Here is an 18,017-nt window from a genome sequence, read left to right on the forward strand (position 1 = left end):
GAATGAAAAAATTATTGGCAGTATTGGCCGGCTCGGCCGCGACACTCTTGAGCGGCTGCGGTGGCGGTGGCAGTGGCACGACACAACAGCTTGCCGGCGATACCGGCAACGCCTCGCCGCTGGCCGCGTATGTCGGCACATGGCAGTCGGCCTGCGACGATCACGACCGTCAATCGCTGGTCATCGCGCTCAAGAGCGACGGCAGCGGTTCGCTGGAACTGACGCCGACCGGCGAGACCTACTTCAAGGCCGATTGCTCCGGCCCCGTGGTCGCCACAGACAGCATGAGCGCAAAGATCACCGGCAAGCCGGACGGCACTGCCGACATGCTGATCAAGCTGGCGGAAAACGCCGTGGCAACGAGCTTGCGCGTCGACAAGATCACCTCGTCGGTCCCGGCTTATGCCTTCCAGAGGACCGGCGCTAACGTGAAATATGTGCTGCGAGCAAACCAGCAGCAGTGGTGCGTCGAGGTGGATAAAGGTGAATCGTGCCTGTGGGACGAAGGCATGCAAGCTGCACAAAGCATCCCAGGCGGCCTGTCCTTGCGCGGCAACGAACTGTACACGGTGATGCTGGACAAGGGCGTCTATGTGCTGGACATGCACTACGTGAAAAAGTAAGCGCATGATCTGCTGCGGGGCTGCCCGGCCCTGCAGTTGTCGCAGCCGCATCTTCTCGCCCGTCGCTGCTTAGACGCGAGGCCGTTAGCGGGTGTATGTGCAGAATCGAACATACATTGCGAAAATACAAAGCTATTCTGTTAAAAAACAGGAGCTTGCCATGTCGCAGCATACCTTACCCCTGCCCTCCCACGCTGCACTGGATGCCCTGCTGCAGCCGCAGGACCGCGCTTTCCACCCCATCGAAGGCTTACGGCGTCTGCGCGACGCGGGGCTGGACCAATTACCCCTGCCCGGCCACGGCGCCACCCTGCTGCGCTGGCAAATGCTGGCTGCCATTGCCGCCATCGATCTCTCCCTGCTCAAGCTGTATGAGGGCCATACCGATGCGCTGGCCATCCTGGCGGAAATCGACGGTCCCGGCGTGCCGGCCAGCAGCAGCTGGGGTGTCTGGTGCGCGGACATGCCGGACGCGCGCGTGCAGTTGCAGCAGGCGGCCGATGGCCGCTATGTGCTCGATGGCCGCAAGGCTTGGTGCTGCGGGGCGAATGGACTCAGCCATGCCTTGATCAGTTGCTGGAATGAGCACGGCCAGGCTTGCCTGGCCTGCGTGGCCCTGTCGCAGCCGGGAGTGCACGTTACGGATGAAGGCTGGCATGCCGTCGGCATGCTCGCCTGCGCCAGCGTCGATGTGACCTTTTCCGGCGCGCGGGCCTTTCCCGTGGGCGCGCCGGGCGCGTATCTGCAGCGCCCCGGCTTCTGGCATGGCGGCGCCGGCATCGCGGCCGCCTGGTATGGCGCGGCCTGCGCCGTCGCCAGCCACCTGCATGCGCGCGCGCAGCACGCCGCCCCCGATCCCGTCCGCCTGGCGCAACTGGGGCAAATCGACTGTGCGCTGCGCGCCGCCAGCGCGCTGCTGCGCGAAGGCGCCGCCGAGATCGACAGACATCCGCAAAGCGATGCGACAGCCCTGGCGCTACGCCTGCGCCTGACGGTAGAAGACGCCGCCACGCAAGTCCTGCACCTGGCCACGCGTGCGCTGGGCGCCGGTCCCCTGTGCCGCGATGCCCGCTTCGCGCGCCTGGTGGCCAACCTGCCCGTATTCCTGCGCCAAAGCCATGCCGAACGCGATCAAGCCATGCTGGGCGGCATCGTCGCCGGCGCCGAAGAACATCCCTGGGCGCTTTGACGGCGCGCCAGGAACAGCTGAAAAGGAAGCTGCGTAGGCCTGCCTCCAGCGTGCAGTGCTTAGCGCCTATCCCAGTAGATGAATACATCCTCCGCTGTCGTCCCTCAGAAGCGGGGACTGCGTTGCTCGTCGTCGCGTGGCTCGCCACGCGTCCTCCTCACGCCTTGTCCGCGCTCCTGATGAACTTGCAGCAGAAGACGCTCACTAATGGGATAGGCTCTTAGCGCATCGCCTCCAGCAAACCCGGCGCATACTCGGCACCGTGCTTGACCTGCGCGGTGGACGCCTTCAGCGTGGCGCCGATCGGTTCCGCGCGGCCAGTCAGGCACAGGCCCAGGAAGTTTTCCGTCACCGCATTGAAGGCGATGTTGTTCACGGGCCGGGCAAAGCCATGCCCTTCGTCGGGGAACAGCACATACGTGACGGGGATATTCTTCGCCGCCATGGCCGCCACGATCTGGTCCGATTCAGCCACGTTCACGCGCGGGTCGTTCGCCCCCTGGCCGATCAGCAGCGGGCGCTGGATATTCTGCGCAAAGTTCAGCGGCGAACGCTCTTTCAGCAGCGCCCTGCCTTCTTCCGTGGTCGGGTCGCCCATGCGTTTGTAGAACTGCTGCTTGCCCGCTTCCCAATACGGCGGAATGGTTTGCAGCAGGGTGAACAGGTTCGACGGGCCGACGATGTCAACGCCGCAGGCAAAGGTCGTCGGCGTGAACGCCATACCGGCCAGGGTGGCATAGCCGCCGTACGAGCCGCCCATGATGGCCACCTTGTCGGCGCTGGTCACGCCGCTCTTTACGGCCCATTGCACGGCATCGAGCAAGTCGTCATGCATCTTGCGGCCCCACTGCAGGTCGCCGGCCGAGATGAATTGCTTGCCGAAGCCCGTCGAACCACGGTAATTCACCGACAGCACCGCATAGCCCCGGTTGGCCAGCCACTGGTGGTAACCGTTGTAGCCATACGTATCGCGCGCCCACGGGCCGCCGTGCACCAGCAGCACCATCGGCACCGCCTGCGATGGCACGCCGCCGGCATTCGCCTTCGACGCCTGCGGCAAGGTGAGGTAAGACACCAGAGTCAGGCCATCGCGCGCCTTGATTTGCTGCGGATACATGGGCACCAGCGGCGCGCCTTCCAGTTCCGGGCGCGTCACGTACAGCCGCGTGAGCTTTTTGGTCTTGCGCTCGTACAGCCAGCTCGATAACGGCGCCGTGACGGCGTCGACGCTCACCAGCCACTTGTCGTCGGCATCCGTGCGCGAAGTCACCGTGAACTGACCCTGGGTGTTTTTCTTCAGGAAGGCCAGGTCGGCCTTCAGGTCGTCCGCCAGCGGCAGGTATTCCTGCCGCAAATAATTGACCGTATAAGCTTGCACCCGCCCCGTGCGCGTGTCGTACAGCGCATCGGCGATATCGGCACGCGGGTCTTGCGCCACCAGCGTGCTCTTGCCGCTGGCCACGTCCTGCGCCAGCAGCGCCGAGGTATTGCGGCCGCGCGAATCGGTCCAGTACAAGGTCTTGCCATCGACCGTGAAGGCCAGCGGCGCCGTGGTCTGCGAGTCTTCCAGGTCGACTTCGACCAGCGGCGTGCTCTCGACCTTGCCCTCCTTCAGGCGGAAATACTGCATGCCGCCATCGGTGCGCGCCTTGCTGGCGATGCGCAAGTTGAGCAGTTCATCGGCCAGGTAGCCACCATAGCCATCGTTCTGCTGTACCAGGGTCAGCTTGCCGCTAGCCAGGTCCAGGCTGTACACATCATGCCAGCGCGCATCGCGGTTATTGACACCGATGAGGATGCGGTCCTTGACCTTGCTGCTGATCTGGACGATCCGCACGCGGGTCTTCTCGAACGGTGTGTAACTGACCTGCTTGCCGCTTGCCACATTCACGCCGTACAGCAGAAAATTCTCATCGCCACCCTTGTCCTGGATGAACAGCAGGGTTTTCGAATCGGGCGACCAGAAGCTGCTGCGGATGGGCCGCACCTTCTCTTCGGTGAGAGGGCGCGCCTGCGCCAGGTCGCTGGCCGGCGCCACCCACACATTGAGCACGCCATCGCGCGGTGCGATCCACGACAGCCACCGTCCATCGGGACTGAGCTTGCCACCGGACTTGCTGGGATTGCCAAACAGTTTGGCCCGCTCGATCAGCGGCGTTTCCTTGACAGGGGCTTGCGCGTGCGCCGGCAGTACGCTGGCGAACAACAGGACAGGCAGGACATAGCGAATCATGGACACCTCATGGTTAATGAATGAAGGGAAACTTCACACGTGCATGTGCCAGTAAATCATAGGCCAAAGCGGTATCGCCAGGTTGATTACAGCGACAGGGGACGGAAATCGGGGGATAGAATGGCGAAAACGGGGGCTGACAGGTCCGTCAAGTCACTGACGCGAGCGCGACTAGCAAATGCCACCGGCCTCGCTCGTGCCTGTACGCAGGTCAAGCCCAAGCAGGCACGTGTCGCCGTTTCCCCTGCTGTAGGCGCACAGAAGATGCCCTCGGCGCCATGAATGCCGTGCCCTGCTTGTCAGTGCCGGATGCAGCTTCGTTCGCGCGCCATCGCAGTGGGCTCTGCGGCGAGCACCTTGGCCTGCCAGCGGCGCGAGAAACCGCGCCGGGACTGGCTGATCCCCCCGATCGCATTCTGCCCGGTTTCCTGGACACAGTGATCCAGAGCCTGGCGCAGCATCGTATCGATGCTGGTCAGGGAAACCTGATACTCGTCCGCGACTTCCTGGCGCGTCTTTTCTTCGATCCTCAGGGCAACCAGAACAGAACGGTGCCGATACGGCATGCGCTGCATCGCGCGCTCGACTGCGGCCAGATCGGAGCGGGCCGAAGCAATGAGGTCCGGACCGGGGGCCGGGTCAGTCAGATCCTCGATTGCAGCCTCATCGTCGTGCTGCGAGGAGCGCGTGCCGCGCAGCTGATCCATCGCGACGTTGCAAGCTACCCGGTAGACATAGGCGTTCGGGTTTTGCACGAACACAGGGACGCTCGTGCCCGCCAATCGTAGCCAGGCGTCGTGCAGACAGTCACTGGCCAGGTCGGGACAACCGAGATTGCGCAACAATCGGCGATGCAGGCGGGCGTAGTTCACCGCCAGAAAATCGCCCAGCACGATGCCGTGACCGGTCTCGCTGAATGAGTCTCCGATGATCTCATCGGCAACATTGGACGCCTTCAAGCCATCCAGGGTACTCGGGTTCATGACGGGTATACCTCGGTGTTCTTCCGCAAGCCGCGCAGCCCTGAGAGCAGCGCAACGTCAGCAGCAAAGGGGGAAACAGCGACCTATGCAAAACGAGTGCATGGAGCGCCCCATCCTGCTCCCTGCACGGGCAGGTAACAGGTGGGTCATGCCGCTGCATGCCACTGGCCTAGCGGCCCTGCTGCAACTGACGTCGTTGCTCGGGACTCAAGCGTGCCAGCTGCTTGGCGTCAAAGTCGCGGCCGACGCCAACGAACTGCACCGGATTGGCAGCGTCGTAGGGAACGCCGTGAGATGACTGCAGCCCGGCCCGAGCTGGCGGCGGTGCTTCAATCTCTTTCTCCATCGGCTCATTGCCAAACCCGATCAAGCGCACCGTGAAAATCGACGGCAGGTTTTGACGCGCAGCACTGCGCTCGCGTTGCAGAACGTCCTGCGCGGCGGCCGTCGCCTGCGACGCTGCGGCACTGGCATTGCTCAATGCGCCGACATTCACCGCCGCAATGCTCGGCATGCCCATCGACGCACCCTTGACGGCGATATTGGCCGCGTTCACCACTTGCAAGGCCGCCAGATTGACATTGCCCGACACGCGGATACCCGCTTCGCCCGCGTCGATCGTGCCAAGTGGCGCGATCAGGTCGATGTCGCCGGCCGGCACTTCCGGAATCGGTGCCAGCGTGGCGATGCCGGCACCCGTGCTTGGCACGTCGGACGATAGCGTGACGTTGCCCCACTGGTCGTAGACACGCTTGGGCGGCGTGTAGACCACGGTGGTCTTGGCGCCGCGGCCCGCATTGATGTCGCCCTCGGCCGACCAGCCCATGATGCCGCCGCCGAAGGTCGTCATGATGCGGCTCTGGCCCAGCAGGATGCTGCCGCGCGAGTAGCTCGCGATGTCGCCCGCCCCCTGGGTGATCACGCCCGAGTCGGACGGCGGTGCCTCGCCCTCGATGCCGTAGACCTGGCGGCCGCCCGGCGTCATGATCTGGATGTCGCCACCAAACAGCGTGCGTACGAAGCCGCTACGCGGCATGGCGCCGAGCTTGCCGCGGAACATCGTGATGTCGCCGCTGTAGTTGATCGGCGTTCCATCCGCAGCCCCCTTGGGGAACAGCGCCGCGATGGCATTGCGTCCCCGCAGGTAGCTGCCGAAGCGCGCGCCGTCCGCATCGTTGTACTCGCGCCCGCCGGCCTTGAGTTCGGCGAAGTACACCTGGCGCGCAAAGATGCGTTGCTGCGTCGCCGGCAGCGCGTCGAAGAAGGCCTGCGCCTCGCCGGCCGTACCTTTGAACCCCAGGCCGTGGGCAGGGTCGGCCAGCCAGTTGGCCAGCTCTGCCTCGTAGCTCTTGACGACCTTGCCCGGCTGGTCGGCCAGCGGTCGGCCGGCCTGGGCGCGGTTGCCTTCGCCGAGGTAACGCGCCAGGAAGCCCTTGTAGTCGGGGCCGTGCGCGCCCACGCCGGCCAGCATCGAGATGCTTGCACCGGGCCGGCTATCGCCCGGCACCACCGGGCCAAGGCTGCTCACGCCCGCACGGTCTTCCATCTGAATGTGGCGCCCTGCGGTGATCTCCAGCGTGCCGGGGCCGGCCACGTTAAAACTGCTGTAGACGATGTCGCGACCGGCCGACACTACCGACACGTCGGTCGGGGCGCTGTGCGCGAACAGGTTGCCCGAGCTTTCATAGAGCGCGCCCAAGCTCGTATCAATGCGCAGGGCCTGGCCGATGGGCGTGCCGCTACCGACGATGTCGCGCCCGGCCATCATCCACACCGGCTGCCCGGCCTCGTAATAAGTCTGGCCAGCGCGTGTCGGGTCGTTGGACGCAAAGACGTTGATGCGGCCCGTGGCCACGCCCACCAAGTCGCCGTGCAGGGCATAGAAGCGCACCGGTTCGCTGCCATGTTCGCCGCCTGCCGAAACAGTGTTGGCGCCCAGCGCGAACAATGGCCTGCCATTTTCGATGAGGTTGCCGGCCTGGGCGAGATTGCTCACAACTGTGCCGTTCGCCAGCGTGCCCCGGAAAGCCGGATGGAAGGGCGTGGCCATGGCACTCTTGGCCGCGCCCGAGGGGCTCACGGTGTAGCCGCCGCCATGGATCGAATCGCTGGCAAGAAACTCCAGCAAGCTGTTGGCCGATGGCGCGAGCACCAGCGCGCCGGTCGCCTCTGTCGTTCTGTCCGTGGCCATGCTGCCGTAGTAGAGGCTGCCGCTGGCAGCGACCGCGCTCAGGATCGACGGGTAGACGTTCGCCATGTCGGTCGGGAGCGCGCCAAGGTTGGCCATCTGCGGCGTCAGGTCGCCGCCGGCCGAGAACAGGCGGATGGCGGTGTTCGGCGTCCACAGCGTGAACCAGCTGTCGCCGCTGCCCTTGGCCGCGTCCACCATGAAGGGGGTACGGTTCTGAATCACGGCACGCCCCGCATCGTTGGCGTCCGTCACGACCAGGTCGCCACGCGTGTTCAGCTGGTAGCTCGCATCGCCCGGCACCAGCAGCATGCCGCCCTGCGCCACCGCGCGCCCGGCCGAGAACGGATCTATCGCCCGGGGGTCGCGTTCGGACAGCTGGCCGGTGTACTGCGCATAGCGCAGCGACTGGGTGCCCATCGCGCCGGCTTGCATCTGCACATCGCCGCGCAGGTTGACGACGGCGCCGTTGAGCACGGCGTTGGTCTGGATGTCGTTCAAGGGATCGAGCGCCAGGGGATTGAGTGCGCCGCCGACGCGCAGGCTCAGATCGCCCCCGCCCGTGAGCGCCAGGCTGCCATCGGCCAGCACGCGGCCGGTGCCGCCCACGGCCAGCACCAGGCCGTCGCTGCGCAGGTTGACCGTGCCGGTGCGAACGGCCTCCCCCCGCTTGGACACAAGGCCCGCGTCGCCGCCCACGTCCACGCGCAGGTCGCCTCCGCCCAGCGTGCCGTAACCGGTGAAACCCAGCAGCGTGTCGGTCGTGCCGCGCGTGGCGTAGCTGCCAAAGTTGATCCACCAGGCCGCAGCCTGATCTTTGCCTCCCCCGAGCGTGCTACCGCTGCCCTGGCGCCACAGCCAGTTGGCGGTGTCGTTGGTCGTCACGCCCTTATCGGCCGGGTTGGGGCGGCCGACGCCGGTCGAGGTGATGGCCTGCGCCGTCTCGCCGGTCAGGTTGCCGCCTGCCTGCAGCGTAAGGTTGCCGCCGCCGGCCGGGTACCAGGCGCGCGCCAGGCTCTCTGCCCCGCCATCGACGAACTTCTCGTAACCCTTGTTCTTGTCGCTCAGCACCGTGCCACTGCTGCTCACCACGCGCGGCAGGTTATACGGGTCGCCGGCCTGCGTGGCCTGCGACGAAGCGCCGGCCGTATAGATGCCGTAGAGCGAGTTCATGCCCAGGTTGCCGGCCGCGCGCAGGTCCAGGTCGGCGGCGCCGGTGCGCAGCACGCTGAAGCGGGTGCTGCCGGGCAGATACTCATAATACACATTCACAGGCAGCGCCACACAATAGCTGACGCGTGCCGCACACAGCGCTGCGGCAGTCTTGTACGCGCCGTTGGTGGATTTGGCGACAACCGCATCGAGTATCGGCGTATCCGCAAAAGCGGGATTCTTTACCGCATTGGCCCCACTCTGCGACCATTTGAAAGCGTAGACCGGCGTGCAATAGGCCCCGTTCGCCGCGCACAGCGCCGTAGCGGTCTGGTACTTGCCGCCCATGAGTTGGCGGGCGACTTCATCGGTGATTTCTACGCCTGCCTTTAAGCCCAGATCGGTAGCCGCGAGCGATGTCCATGCGAACGCGCCTTTGAACGGCAGCGCCTTGGCAAACAGACCGTAGTGGGTGTCGGCCATGCGCAGCACACCCGCTGCGGGGTTCTGCTGCAACGTGCGCGGGTCGGCCGCACCGAGGTCGGCGCCGCCCGCCAGTTGCAGCGACCACGACTGCGAGCCTTCCGGCAGCATCGCGGCCACGCCCCACAGCCGGCCCGCGCCGCCAGGACGGAGCTCGACCGACTTGGCGTCGCCCGGCAGCTTGATGTTGGTCGAAGAAGGCAGCAGCGCGCCCACGGGCAAGGCCGTGTCGCCCTGCATCAGGTACTTCGCGCGTACGGCCGGTAGCGCGACGCCCTTGGGCCAGACCAGCGCGTCCAGCGTGGTGGCGCCCGGCAGGCGCGTGCCCGCGTCCAGGCGCGTGCCTTGTGGCAGCGTCATGGTTTCGCCGGCGATGCTGCCGGCCGCGTGAATAATCTGGCCCGAGGCATCGCGCACGTTGGCAGCGAGCACAGTCCCGGCGGGAAGCAGCATCTCCGCCGTCAATGCGCTGGACACGGGGATCAGCGTGCCGGCGGCAAAGTCAACCGACTGTATCGGCAGGTCAAAATTGAGCGCGTTGCCGCCTTCGAACGCCGTGCCATCGGCCAGCACGATGCCGGCACGCGGGATCACCGTGTCGGCGCCGAAGAGATTTTTTCCCGAAAGCAACAGCCAGCCTTTGTCGTCCTGCGTGGCGGGCGGCGGCGCGAAGCCGTCGTTGATGCTGCCATAGATATCGAGGTTGCCGGCCGCGCGGATGCGCAAGGTGCCGACTTCGCCCGAGCCATAGACGCCGGTCTTTTGCGTGTGCGGGTTGACGCTGGCGTAGCGGTAGCCCGACAGGTCCAGATCACCGGACACGACGATGTCCCCGCCAGGATTGGTTGTGGCATTGCTCACGATCTCGATGCCGGGACGCAGATGGAAGGCGTCGGCATAGGCCGGGTTGCGCAGGCCGGCAAGCTTGCCGGTCATGAGGCTGGCGCGCGCCAGTGCGGCATCGATGAAATCGTTGTTGTGGTCGTGCTTGTCCTTCAGCCAGGTCTGGGTGATCTCCTGGTAGGGTCGTCCGCTGGCGGCCGGCGAGCTGACCAGCGGGGCGTCGTCGTAGCGTTGCATGGCGTTGACCGCGATGGAGCGAGCGCCGCGGATGTCGAGCGCACCGCGCGCGTCGATGGCGATGTCGCCGTAGACCGCCGCGTCAAATGCCCCGTTGATGCCCGGCAAGCCGTTGGCGCCGATGCGCGGCGCCGAGAGTTCGAGCGTGCCGCGTGCGCGGCCGTCGTTCTGCCCCGGCTGGGTGCCCAGGGTCGCGGCTGTGCCGTGGCGCAGGTCGATGCGTGCGCCGTCGGCCAGCGTCAGCACGCCACCCTGGGTGCTCAGGTCGACGCTGGCGCGGTTGGGCGAATCGATGATCTTGCCGTAGCTGTCCACGCGCAGCAGCGTGCCGTGCGCATCAAGCATGGCCGAGCTCGCCACCGTCAGGGCGTTCTTCGCCGCGAGGTAGATGCGGCCCACGCGCTCGCCACTGGCATCGACGGTGCCGTTGACTGTCAGGCTGCCGTTGTCGACCGACACGTTGACCTCGCCGGCCTTCAGGCCGTCGCCGATGGCGAGGTCGCCCTGTTTGAGCTGGAAGGTGCGCGTGCCGAACACGCCGCCTTCGTTGAGCCGCTGGTTGAGCGATGCGAACTGGCTGTCGAGCGTACCGGATTCGCCCAGGCGCTGCGCGCGGATTTCCACACCGCCCGCCAGATAGGGCACCAGGGTGCCACCCGCGTCGTAGCGCCCCGTGCTGCCACCGCGGATCGTGCCATGCAGGTCGACCACGCCGGCCTGGTCGCCCAGCGCCAGCGCCTTGAGCGTGCCGGCGCGGTTGTTCCGCGCCGAGAGGTCGATCACCGAGCCCACGGCCTGGCGCACATTGCCGGCCAGGCTTTCGAGCGTGACGTCGCCGCCCCAGCTGTACTTGGATACATCATTGAAATCGATCTTGCGGCCGGCCAGGTCGAGCCGCGCGCGCCCGGTCAGCGTGAGGTCCTTGTCGGCGCTGATCACGAGCTTGCCGCTGGGCAGCGCCAGCGTGGCGTCGACGATCACGTCACGGCCCGCAAGGCGCAGTTCCGCGCCGAGTGCGGCGTCAGCGACCGGCATCATTGCCGGGGCTGTGCTGGTCACGCGCAGATCGCCGCCCGCGGTGATGCGGTTGACCGAGCCCGCCGCGCCTGTCACCAACGGCGCGTCGATGCTGAGGTTGCCGCCGCTGTAGGCATAACCGTTGCCGGCTTCATACGCGCCTTGCAACTGGTAGACCGAGAGGCTGCCCTTGTTGTTAGCCGTGATTCGGTCGCTGGCCGTGAGCCGCACATCGGCAAAGCCCAGCGCCAGACGCGCGTCATCGCTGGCGCCCTCGGCTTGCGTGCCTGGTCCATAACCAAATTCGACGGTTCCTGCCTCGATGGCCAGCGTGCCGCTGCCGGTGCCGGCGCCGCCCGTGACTACGGCGCCGGGCGCCACGGTCGATCCGGTCCAGATCAGGTGGCCGGTGCGGATGGTCGCCACATCGCCGGCCGCGCCCGCGCCATAGATGGCGGGCGTGCCCAGCACCAGGCGCGCGAGCGTGGATTTTCCGGTGGCCGGGTCGATGGTGTCGAGCGAGGCGCTGCCGAAGAAGCGCAGGCCGCCGCTGGCGTTAAGTTGCAACGTCTCGAGCGCAGGGGCGCCGTACCGCGTGTCGCCGCGCAGCAGGCGGTCGAGCACGCTCTGGTTCAACACCAAGCCGGAAGGCAGCGTGTTGCGCGCGGCCGCGTCGGCCAGCGCCGCGCTGTCGCCGACGTTGATGCCCTGCACCGCCAGCGTGAGGTTGCGCGTGCCGTAGCGCACCGAGTCGTCGAGCACGAAACGGTCGGGCGTGGACAGCGCGATGGTGCCTTCGGAATACAGCTCGGCCTGGCCCGCGCAGGGCGCGACGGTGCATGTGCCGATCTGCAGGCTGCGGTTACCTAGCAAGTCCACGCTCGGCAGACCCGGCAGCATGCTGAGCACGCCGTTGGACACGGCCACCAAATTGCCGGCCGTACCCGCGTAGAAAAATCCATCGGCCGAGTCATAGGCTGCGCGGCCCTTGCCCAGCGTGCGGATCGCCGCGCCCTGCTCGATCACGAGGTGGCTCGCGTTATCGGTGTTGGTGGCATCGGCCAGCAGGAACACCTCGGGTGCCGACAGTACCGCACCCTGGCGCAGCGTGAGGCTGTTCGCGCCCGTGCCGAACATCACGATACGTCCGCCCGGGCCGTAGGTCACGTACTGCAGACCGCCGAGCATGAGCCGCGAGGCACCCATCGCATTGAGCGCATCAGCGTTCAGCGTCACGCCCTCGAAACCGGCGGTGGCCTTCGCGCCACCGCGCACGACCTCGATCTGACTTTCAGGCCCCCCAGATCCGGCAAAAAAAGCCACCGTGCCGCCGTAGCCGCCCTTGGCCGCGTCGAAGCGTCCGATGCCGTCGAAACGGAAGGCATCGACACCGGCGCCGGTGTTCGGCGTGAGGGCCAGCAGCAGCGTGCGCGCGTCCGCCGGTGCCATCGCGCGCGGTACGCCGAGGCGCGCGGCGTCGCTCACGATGAACTGGTTGAACGAAGTCTCGTTGTACTGCGAGTAGGTGCGCAGCACCTCGGCCGGTGTGAGGATCGCCTGGCGGAACAGCATATCGCCGATGGCGGTATGGGCGATGCCGAGCCGCGCGGCGGCCGACCACGAGCCGTTGCGCATCGCGCTGCCGGGCTGCGCCGCGCCCTGGCCGGCGCTGCCGTTGAGCTCGACGCGGAAGGCGCCGGGCATCAGGGCATAAGTGGAAGGCATCAGCGTGTAGGTGCCCGCAGGCAGGCCCGGCACGCCGGCACCCAGCGTGATCTGCTGGCCGATCAGCGGGTCGACCGCGCCACGTTCGCCGCCCACCGGGGCGACCGGGGCTTGCACGCCGGGCACGACGGCATATACCGGGTTGCCCGCGAGACCGGGCAGGCTGAAGCTGCCATCGGCCGCAGTGCGCACCAGCGGGTGGTAGCGCGCATCGGTCGAGCCGCCGCGGCCACCGATGAAGCCAAAGCCCTTGAGTTCGCCGCCGCCCGAGAGGTCCAGCACCGCGCCGGGCTGCACATTGGCGCTCGCACCGCCCAGCGTGAGGCCGACCGTCAGTGTCTGGCCGTATGAGCCGGCGCCGCCCACGCCGATCAACTGGACCTGCGTGCCGTCGTAGAGGTAGTTCAAGCCGTCAACCGTGCCGCCATACGGCATCAGCAAGCCGTTGCCACTGACCGAGGTCAGGCTCCCAGGCAGGAAGTCGACCCGCGTGGTGTTTGCGTCGCCGATGCGCAGGCTGCCCAGCGGCACGCGCAGCACGCCGCCCTGCTCGATGGTCGCGGCGCCGAGCGTCAGGCCGCCGAAGGCCGCATAGGGTACCGCCGGCGCGGCTTGACCGTTGCCTTCGATGCGCAGCACGCGATCCGGTGCATAAGTGCCGTCGTGCAGCACACCCGCCTGGATCGAGGCCGAGACGCCAATGGCCGGGTAGATTTGCCCAGCCCGCAGCGTGAGGTCGCCTGGGGTGGCCAGGCTGGTCGTCGGCATGCCGTTGGTCAAGGCCGGCACGTCGGACAGAAAGCGCAAGTCGCCGTCGCTTTGCAGCGTGGTCTGGCCGAAACCGCGCCGCTCCACCCTGATGCTGCCCGGGTTTTCCGGCGTGTCGCTGTCGGACGCTATCGGTATATCGCCGTTGACACCAGACATTCGAACCGACGAGCGCACGTCGATGAGGCCGGCATGCACCGCCAGATGCGCCTCGGAGGGTAGCCAGTCGCCGGTGCCGATGACGCCGAAGCGACCTCGGGTCACGTCCAACGCCAAGCTCTGCGTGATGCCGGCCAGCCGCACGTAGGGCGCTTCCAGCGTGATGTGCGCATCGTTGCGCGCGTTGTTGGCCAGCATCAGCGCGCCGTAGGCCGACAGGCTCTGGCCGAGCCGCAGGCTGGCGTTGTCTTCCAGGCTGATGCCGCCCGCGCTGAGCAGCGCGAGATTATCGAAGCCGCCCCGTGTGACGGTGTCGACGCCCAGCCGACCGTGACCATAGACCAGCATCGCATCGGCCGCGCCGGGGGCCAGTCCAGCCGGCAGGTCCGACGGCCCCTGCAGCCTGCCGACCACCAGGTCGCGGTAGTTGCGCACCGCGTTCTCAGCCAGCGTGTACTGCGCCGGGCCGGAACTCGTGCGCACTTCGGGCGATTCCAGCGCGACTTGCAGCGTGCCGCCTGCCGCGCCCGCGCCGCCCGAGCGGGCCCGCAGTTCGCCGTCGAGGTAGAGGCCGTTGTTCGAGGCCAGCGTGATGCGCCCGCCGCGGCTCGCGACCGCGACCGGGCCGGCATCGCCCATGTCGAGCACGGCGGCGGTGCCCGAGGCATCGAGCATGGCGCCCTCGCGCACAATGATGAAGCCGTTAGCGGCCGTGGCCGAACCGTCGCTTTCCCTGATCTCGCCGCCGATCACGATGCTGCCGCCGTCGCGCACGCTGCCGTAGCGCCGGCCCTGCGCATCGAGCCCGGTCGCGGGCGTGGCGGACACGTCGATCACCGCCTGCTCGCCGAGCCAGATCGAGCGGCTGTGCGCCACGTCCACGGCGTGCTCCTGCTCCATGCGCGTGAGGTCGAGGTTCTTCAGCGAAATGCTGCCGCCGTGCGCCTGCAGCCGGCCTTGCAGCGTGAGCTGCCCGACGCTGCGCACGTCGATGGCCTGGCCCGGATCGACCGTGATCTGCGCACCCTGACCGATGACCGCAGCCACGGTCGGCAGGTCGGCCGCCAGGGTCTGCACCGTGCCCGCCTGCAGGCTCAGACTCGCACCGGCGCGCTGCGTGAGCACGCCCTTGACGGCATCCTCGGTGTAGAGCGGCGGCGTCCAGGTTTGTAGCGCCTTGCCCGCCTCAGCGCCGGTCGCGACATTCTTGGCCTCGGGGGTCACGCGCAACACCGGCATCGTCACCGCGACCTGCGCGCCGTCGGCCACCGTGAGGCCGCGGTCACCGATGAGTTCGTAGCGGCTGAAACCCTTGTCGAAGAAGTTGCCAGCCAGCACCAACGTGCCGGCATCAGCCGCAGCCACCGATTCGTCCGTGACGAGCATGCGCCCGGCCTGCAGGCTCAACGTGCCGCCGCCCGAGGTGCCCCAGCCGCGCAGCGCGCCATCGATCGCCAGCACACCATCACCGCCGGTCTGCGCATTCGCTTGCAGCCGCATGTCGCCGCCCTTGCCGCCTTGCTGCGAGGTGCCGTTGGCCAGCAAGGCCGCGCCCGAGGACACGTCGATGATGCTGCCTTCGTCCAGTTGCACGTCACCACTGCTGCGTATCGACACGCTGCCGCCGTTGCGCCAGGCCATGTTGCCGGTGCCGGCCGGATCGAGATGCAGCTTGCTCCACAGGCCACGCGTGTCCAGCGTCACGCCCTGAGCCACGGCCACGCCCGCGCGCACGCCTTCGGGCGTGGTGATCTGCGTGGTGTCATCGATGTAGTTGGTGCTGGCCTGCGCGAGCGTGTCGCCCAGGCGGATGCTGCCGCCGTGCGCCGTCAGGTTCGCGTTCACAGCGACCTTCGGGCCGTAGAGCGCGATGTCGCCGCCATTGCCCAGCGTCAGCGCCGAGTCCACCGTGATCGCGTTCGTGGCCGCGATGCGCACCGCGCCCAGCGAGAAGCCGTTGAGCAGCGTGGTGTCCAGGGTCAAGTTATCCTGGCGCGCGGCGGGCAGCGCCGCCGTAAGGTCGAGGCCGGCGGCGATGCGTTCGGCCGTGTCTGTCAACACCACGTCCTTCACGCCTGCAGTGTCGAGCCGGCGGTGCATCAGGCCGCTGTTCTTGTCGTAGAGGGTGCCGTAGCTGCCGATCACCAACTGCCCGCCGCGCGCCACCGCCATCTGCGACTGGTCATACCCGTCGAGTCCGGCCTGCGCCGCCTGCGTCTGACGGCTTCCCTGGACGGTGTCGCCCGCGATGTCGCCCTCGATCACCGCGCTCTTCGTCCCGATCACCAGCAGGCCGGCATCGCGGCCCACCGTGTAGCCGCTTTCCAGCCGGCGCTGCTGTCCGATCAGCGGGTTGTAGTAATAGCCGGTCGCCTTCTCGCCCCAGCGTTCGTGCTTGTCCTCGTAGCCTTTGTAGACGCCCGTGTAGCGCTGGTCGCCCGGCGCCTTGTTCACGTCGTACAGCCGCCCATCCGCCCCCTTTAGCCAAGTCTGACTGATGAAACCGCTCTGCACATTGAGCGTGCCGCCTGAGAGGTTGATGCTGGAGCCTGCTTGCGTGACCACATCGTTGCCGCCAAAGCTCAGCGTGCCGCCCTGCGCCATCCATTCGCCCACGGTGTGGCCCTGGGTGCCCAGGTAGCCGCCGACCTCCAGCAGGCCGCCCGCGGTGTACCAGCGGTCGGTGGCGTAGCCGTTCGTGCCCTTGGGTACGAACACCAGGCTGCGGCGGTCGATCCACACGTCGTTGCTGTTGAGGGTCTTGCCATCCCGGTTGAGCGGCGCATCGCGCTGTTCGTTGCCCTGGACGTTAACCTTGACGTTGTTCGATTCCATGGCCAGGTTCACGCCCACGGCACCGGAAACGTCGATCCGGGCGCGCTCACGCACCAGGCTGCGCTGGGCTGCATGGATGACGATCTGACCGCCGGTGGCCAAGGTCAGGGAGTCGCTCTGGAAGTCAACCGTGCCGCTGCTGTTGATCTCGATACGGGATTGGTCGCGGCGATCGGTGATGGCCACGATGTTCTCGGGCGTCGTGATTGCCGGTCCCCGCAAGCCGTCGCGCTGGCTGTCCAGGGCCGTCTTGCCGTCGTCTTCAATCACCACGGCGGTAATGGCACCCTGGCCGAAGGCAACCTTGCCATCCGCGTCGATGGCGTTGAGGTGCACGGTGCCACGGGTGTTGACGCTGGTGGTGGCGAGTACCACACCGTTTTGCTGGACGTCACGCCCCAGCATGGTCACGTCGCCGTGGCGAGCCTGGATCAGGCCGGTGTTGCCGACCTTGCCCGACAGGCTGTCGGTGTTGAACTGTGGGGTGATCTCGTTGCCGCGCGTGGTCGACGCCTGGTTGCCGTCGGTACCGACGCCCTTCTTGATGACGAAGCTGTCGCCGGCCGCGAGCGCGGTCTGGCCTTTCTGCGTAGCGATGTCCCCCGCGTTGTGCACTTCCTTGCCAAGCAGCAGGACATAGCCGCCGCCTTCGGTGGAGGTCTTCGGAGCCAGCGTGGCGATCCGGGCACCGGCCTGGACCTCCACCTTGCCTTGGGCATTGGTAAAGCCGGGCTGGCTGGCGTTGGCAGTGTAGATGCCGTGGGTCTTGAACTGGCCATTGTCGATCTCGGCGGCGGCCACCACGAGGTTGCGCGTGTTGACCTGGCTGCCGCCATTGAAGACGATGCCGTTGCGGTTAACGATGAGCACCGTGCCATCGGCCTTGATCTGGCCCTGGATCTGAGAGGGCCGTGCGTTCGGGTCGTTGACGCGGTTAAGGACGGCCCATTCCTTCTGCTGCCTGAACTCAACCATGGTGTTGCGCCCGACATTGAAGGTCTCCCAGTTCAGGATGGCCTTGTCGCCGGTCTGCTGGATGGCGACGTTGGTGCGGCCGTCGACCTGGGAAAGCTCCGGGGCATTGGCGTTGTGCCAGCCCGCAGTCAGCGAGTTGGTATCGATTTTCAGGCCACCCTCGGCCATGCCATCGGGGATGGATGCACCCTTGGCGGCCGCCAGACGGGCGGCGGCCTGGGCCGACTGCTGCGCCGCGATGCCGCGCGCGGCCAGGTTCAGATTGCTGATGGAGCGCTGCAGTTGCTCGTTGGCTTTCTGCTGCTGTCCGAGCGGGCTCGTCAGGTTTGCTGCAGGCAGACCGTTGGGCAGCCGGCCCGTTTGCGACGCCATGTCCCTGACCCCGCCCTTGTCGGTAAACCATGCCGGACTGAACGTGCGCTGCGCATGGGCCGGCAGCGTTACCGCGCCGGCGACCAGTGTCAGCGCGATGGCCCGCGCCAACGGTACCAGCCTGAATACCCGATCTTGTTTGCGTATCGTTTGATTTTCCTTGCCACTGCGCCCGCGTGTGTTCATGTAAGTTTCCGCCTGGTCATTGAGTCGATGCCGTTCGGCTGCCCGTCTC

General features: G+C 66.9%; 5 protein-coding genes. 2 read left to right on the plus strand and 3 right to left on the minus strand.

Annotated features, from left to right (window positions below; genetic code table 11):
* The first annotated feature begins 2 nt into the window (after positions 1-2).
* Complete coding sequence (locus ACP7DE_RS03440) at positions 3-623, plus strand: hypothetical protein (protein WP_426070743.1); 621 nt, start codon at positions 3-5, stop codon at positions 621-623.
* A 160-nt stretch (positions 624-783) separates the two neighbouring features.
* On the plus strand, positions 784-1,812 hold the full coding sequence (locus ACP7DE_RS03445) for an acyl-CoA dehydrogenase (protein WP_426070744.1): 1,029 nt from the start codon (positions 784-786) through the stop codon (positions 1,810-1,812).
* A 220-nt stretch (positions 1,813-2,032) separates the two neighbouring features.
* On the opposite strand, the gene ACP7DE_RS03450 is transcribed toward ACP7DE_RS03445, so the two are convergent.
* The 3 genes from ACP7DE_RS03450 to ACP7DE_RS03460 form a co-directional block, all read right to left on the minus strand.
* Positions 2,033-4,045, minus strand: a complete 2,013-nt coding sequence (locus ACP7DE_RS03450) for a S9 family peptidase (protein ID WP_426070745.1) — start codon at positions 4,043-4,045, stop codon at positions 2,033-2,035.
* 299 nt (positions 4,046-4,344) lie between these two features.
* Complete coding sequence (locus ACP7DE_RS03455) at positions 4,345-5,028, minus strand: RNA polymerase sigma factor (RefSeq protein WP_426070746.1); 684 nt, start codon at positions 5,026-5,028, stop codon at positions 4,345-4,347.
* Between the two features lie 169 nt (positions 5,029-5,197).
* Complete coding sequence (locus ACP7DE_RS03460) at positions 5,198-17,968, minus strand: filamentous haemagglutinin family protein (RefSeq protein WP_426070747.1); 12,771 nt, start codon at positions 17,966-17,968, stop codon at positions 5,198-5,200.
* Positions 17,969-18,017 lie beyond the last annotated feature (49 nt).

This window comes from Janthinobacterium sp. DSP2-3-3, from assembly GCF_049897325.1.
Lineage (GTDB): Bacteria > Pseudomonadota > Gammaproteobacteria > Burkholderiales > Burkholderiaceae_D > Janthinobacterium.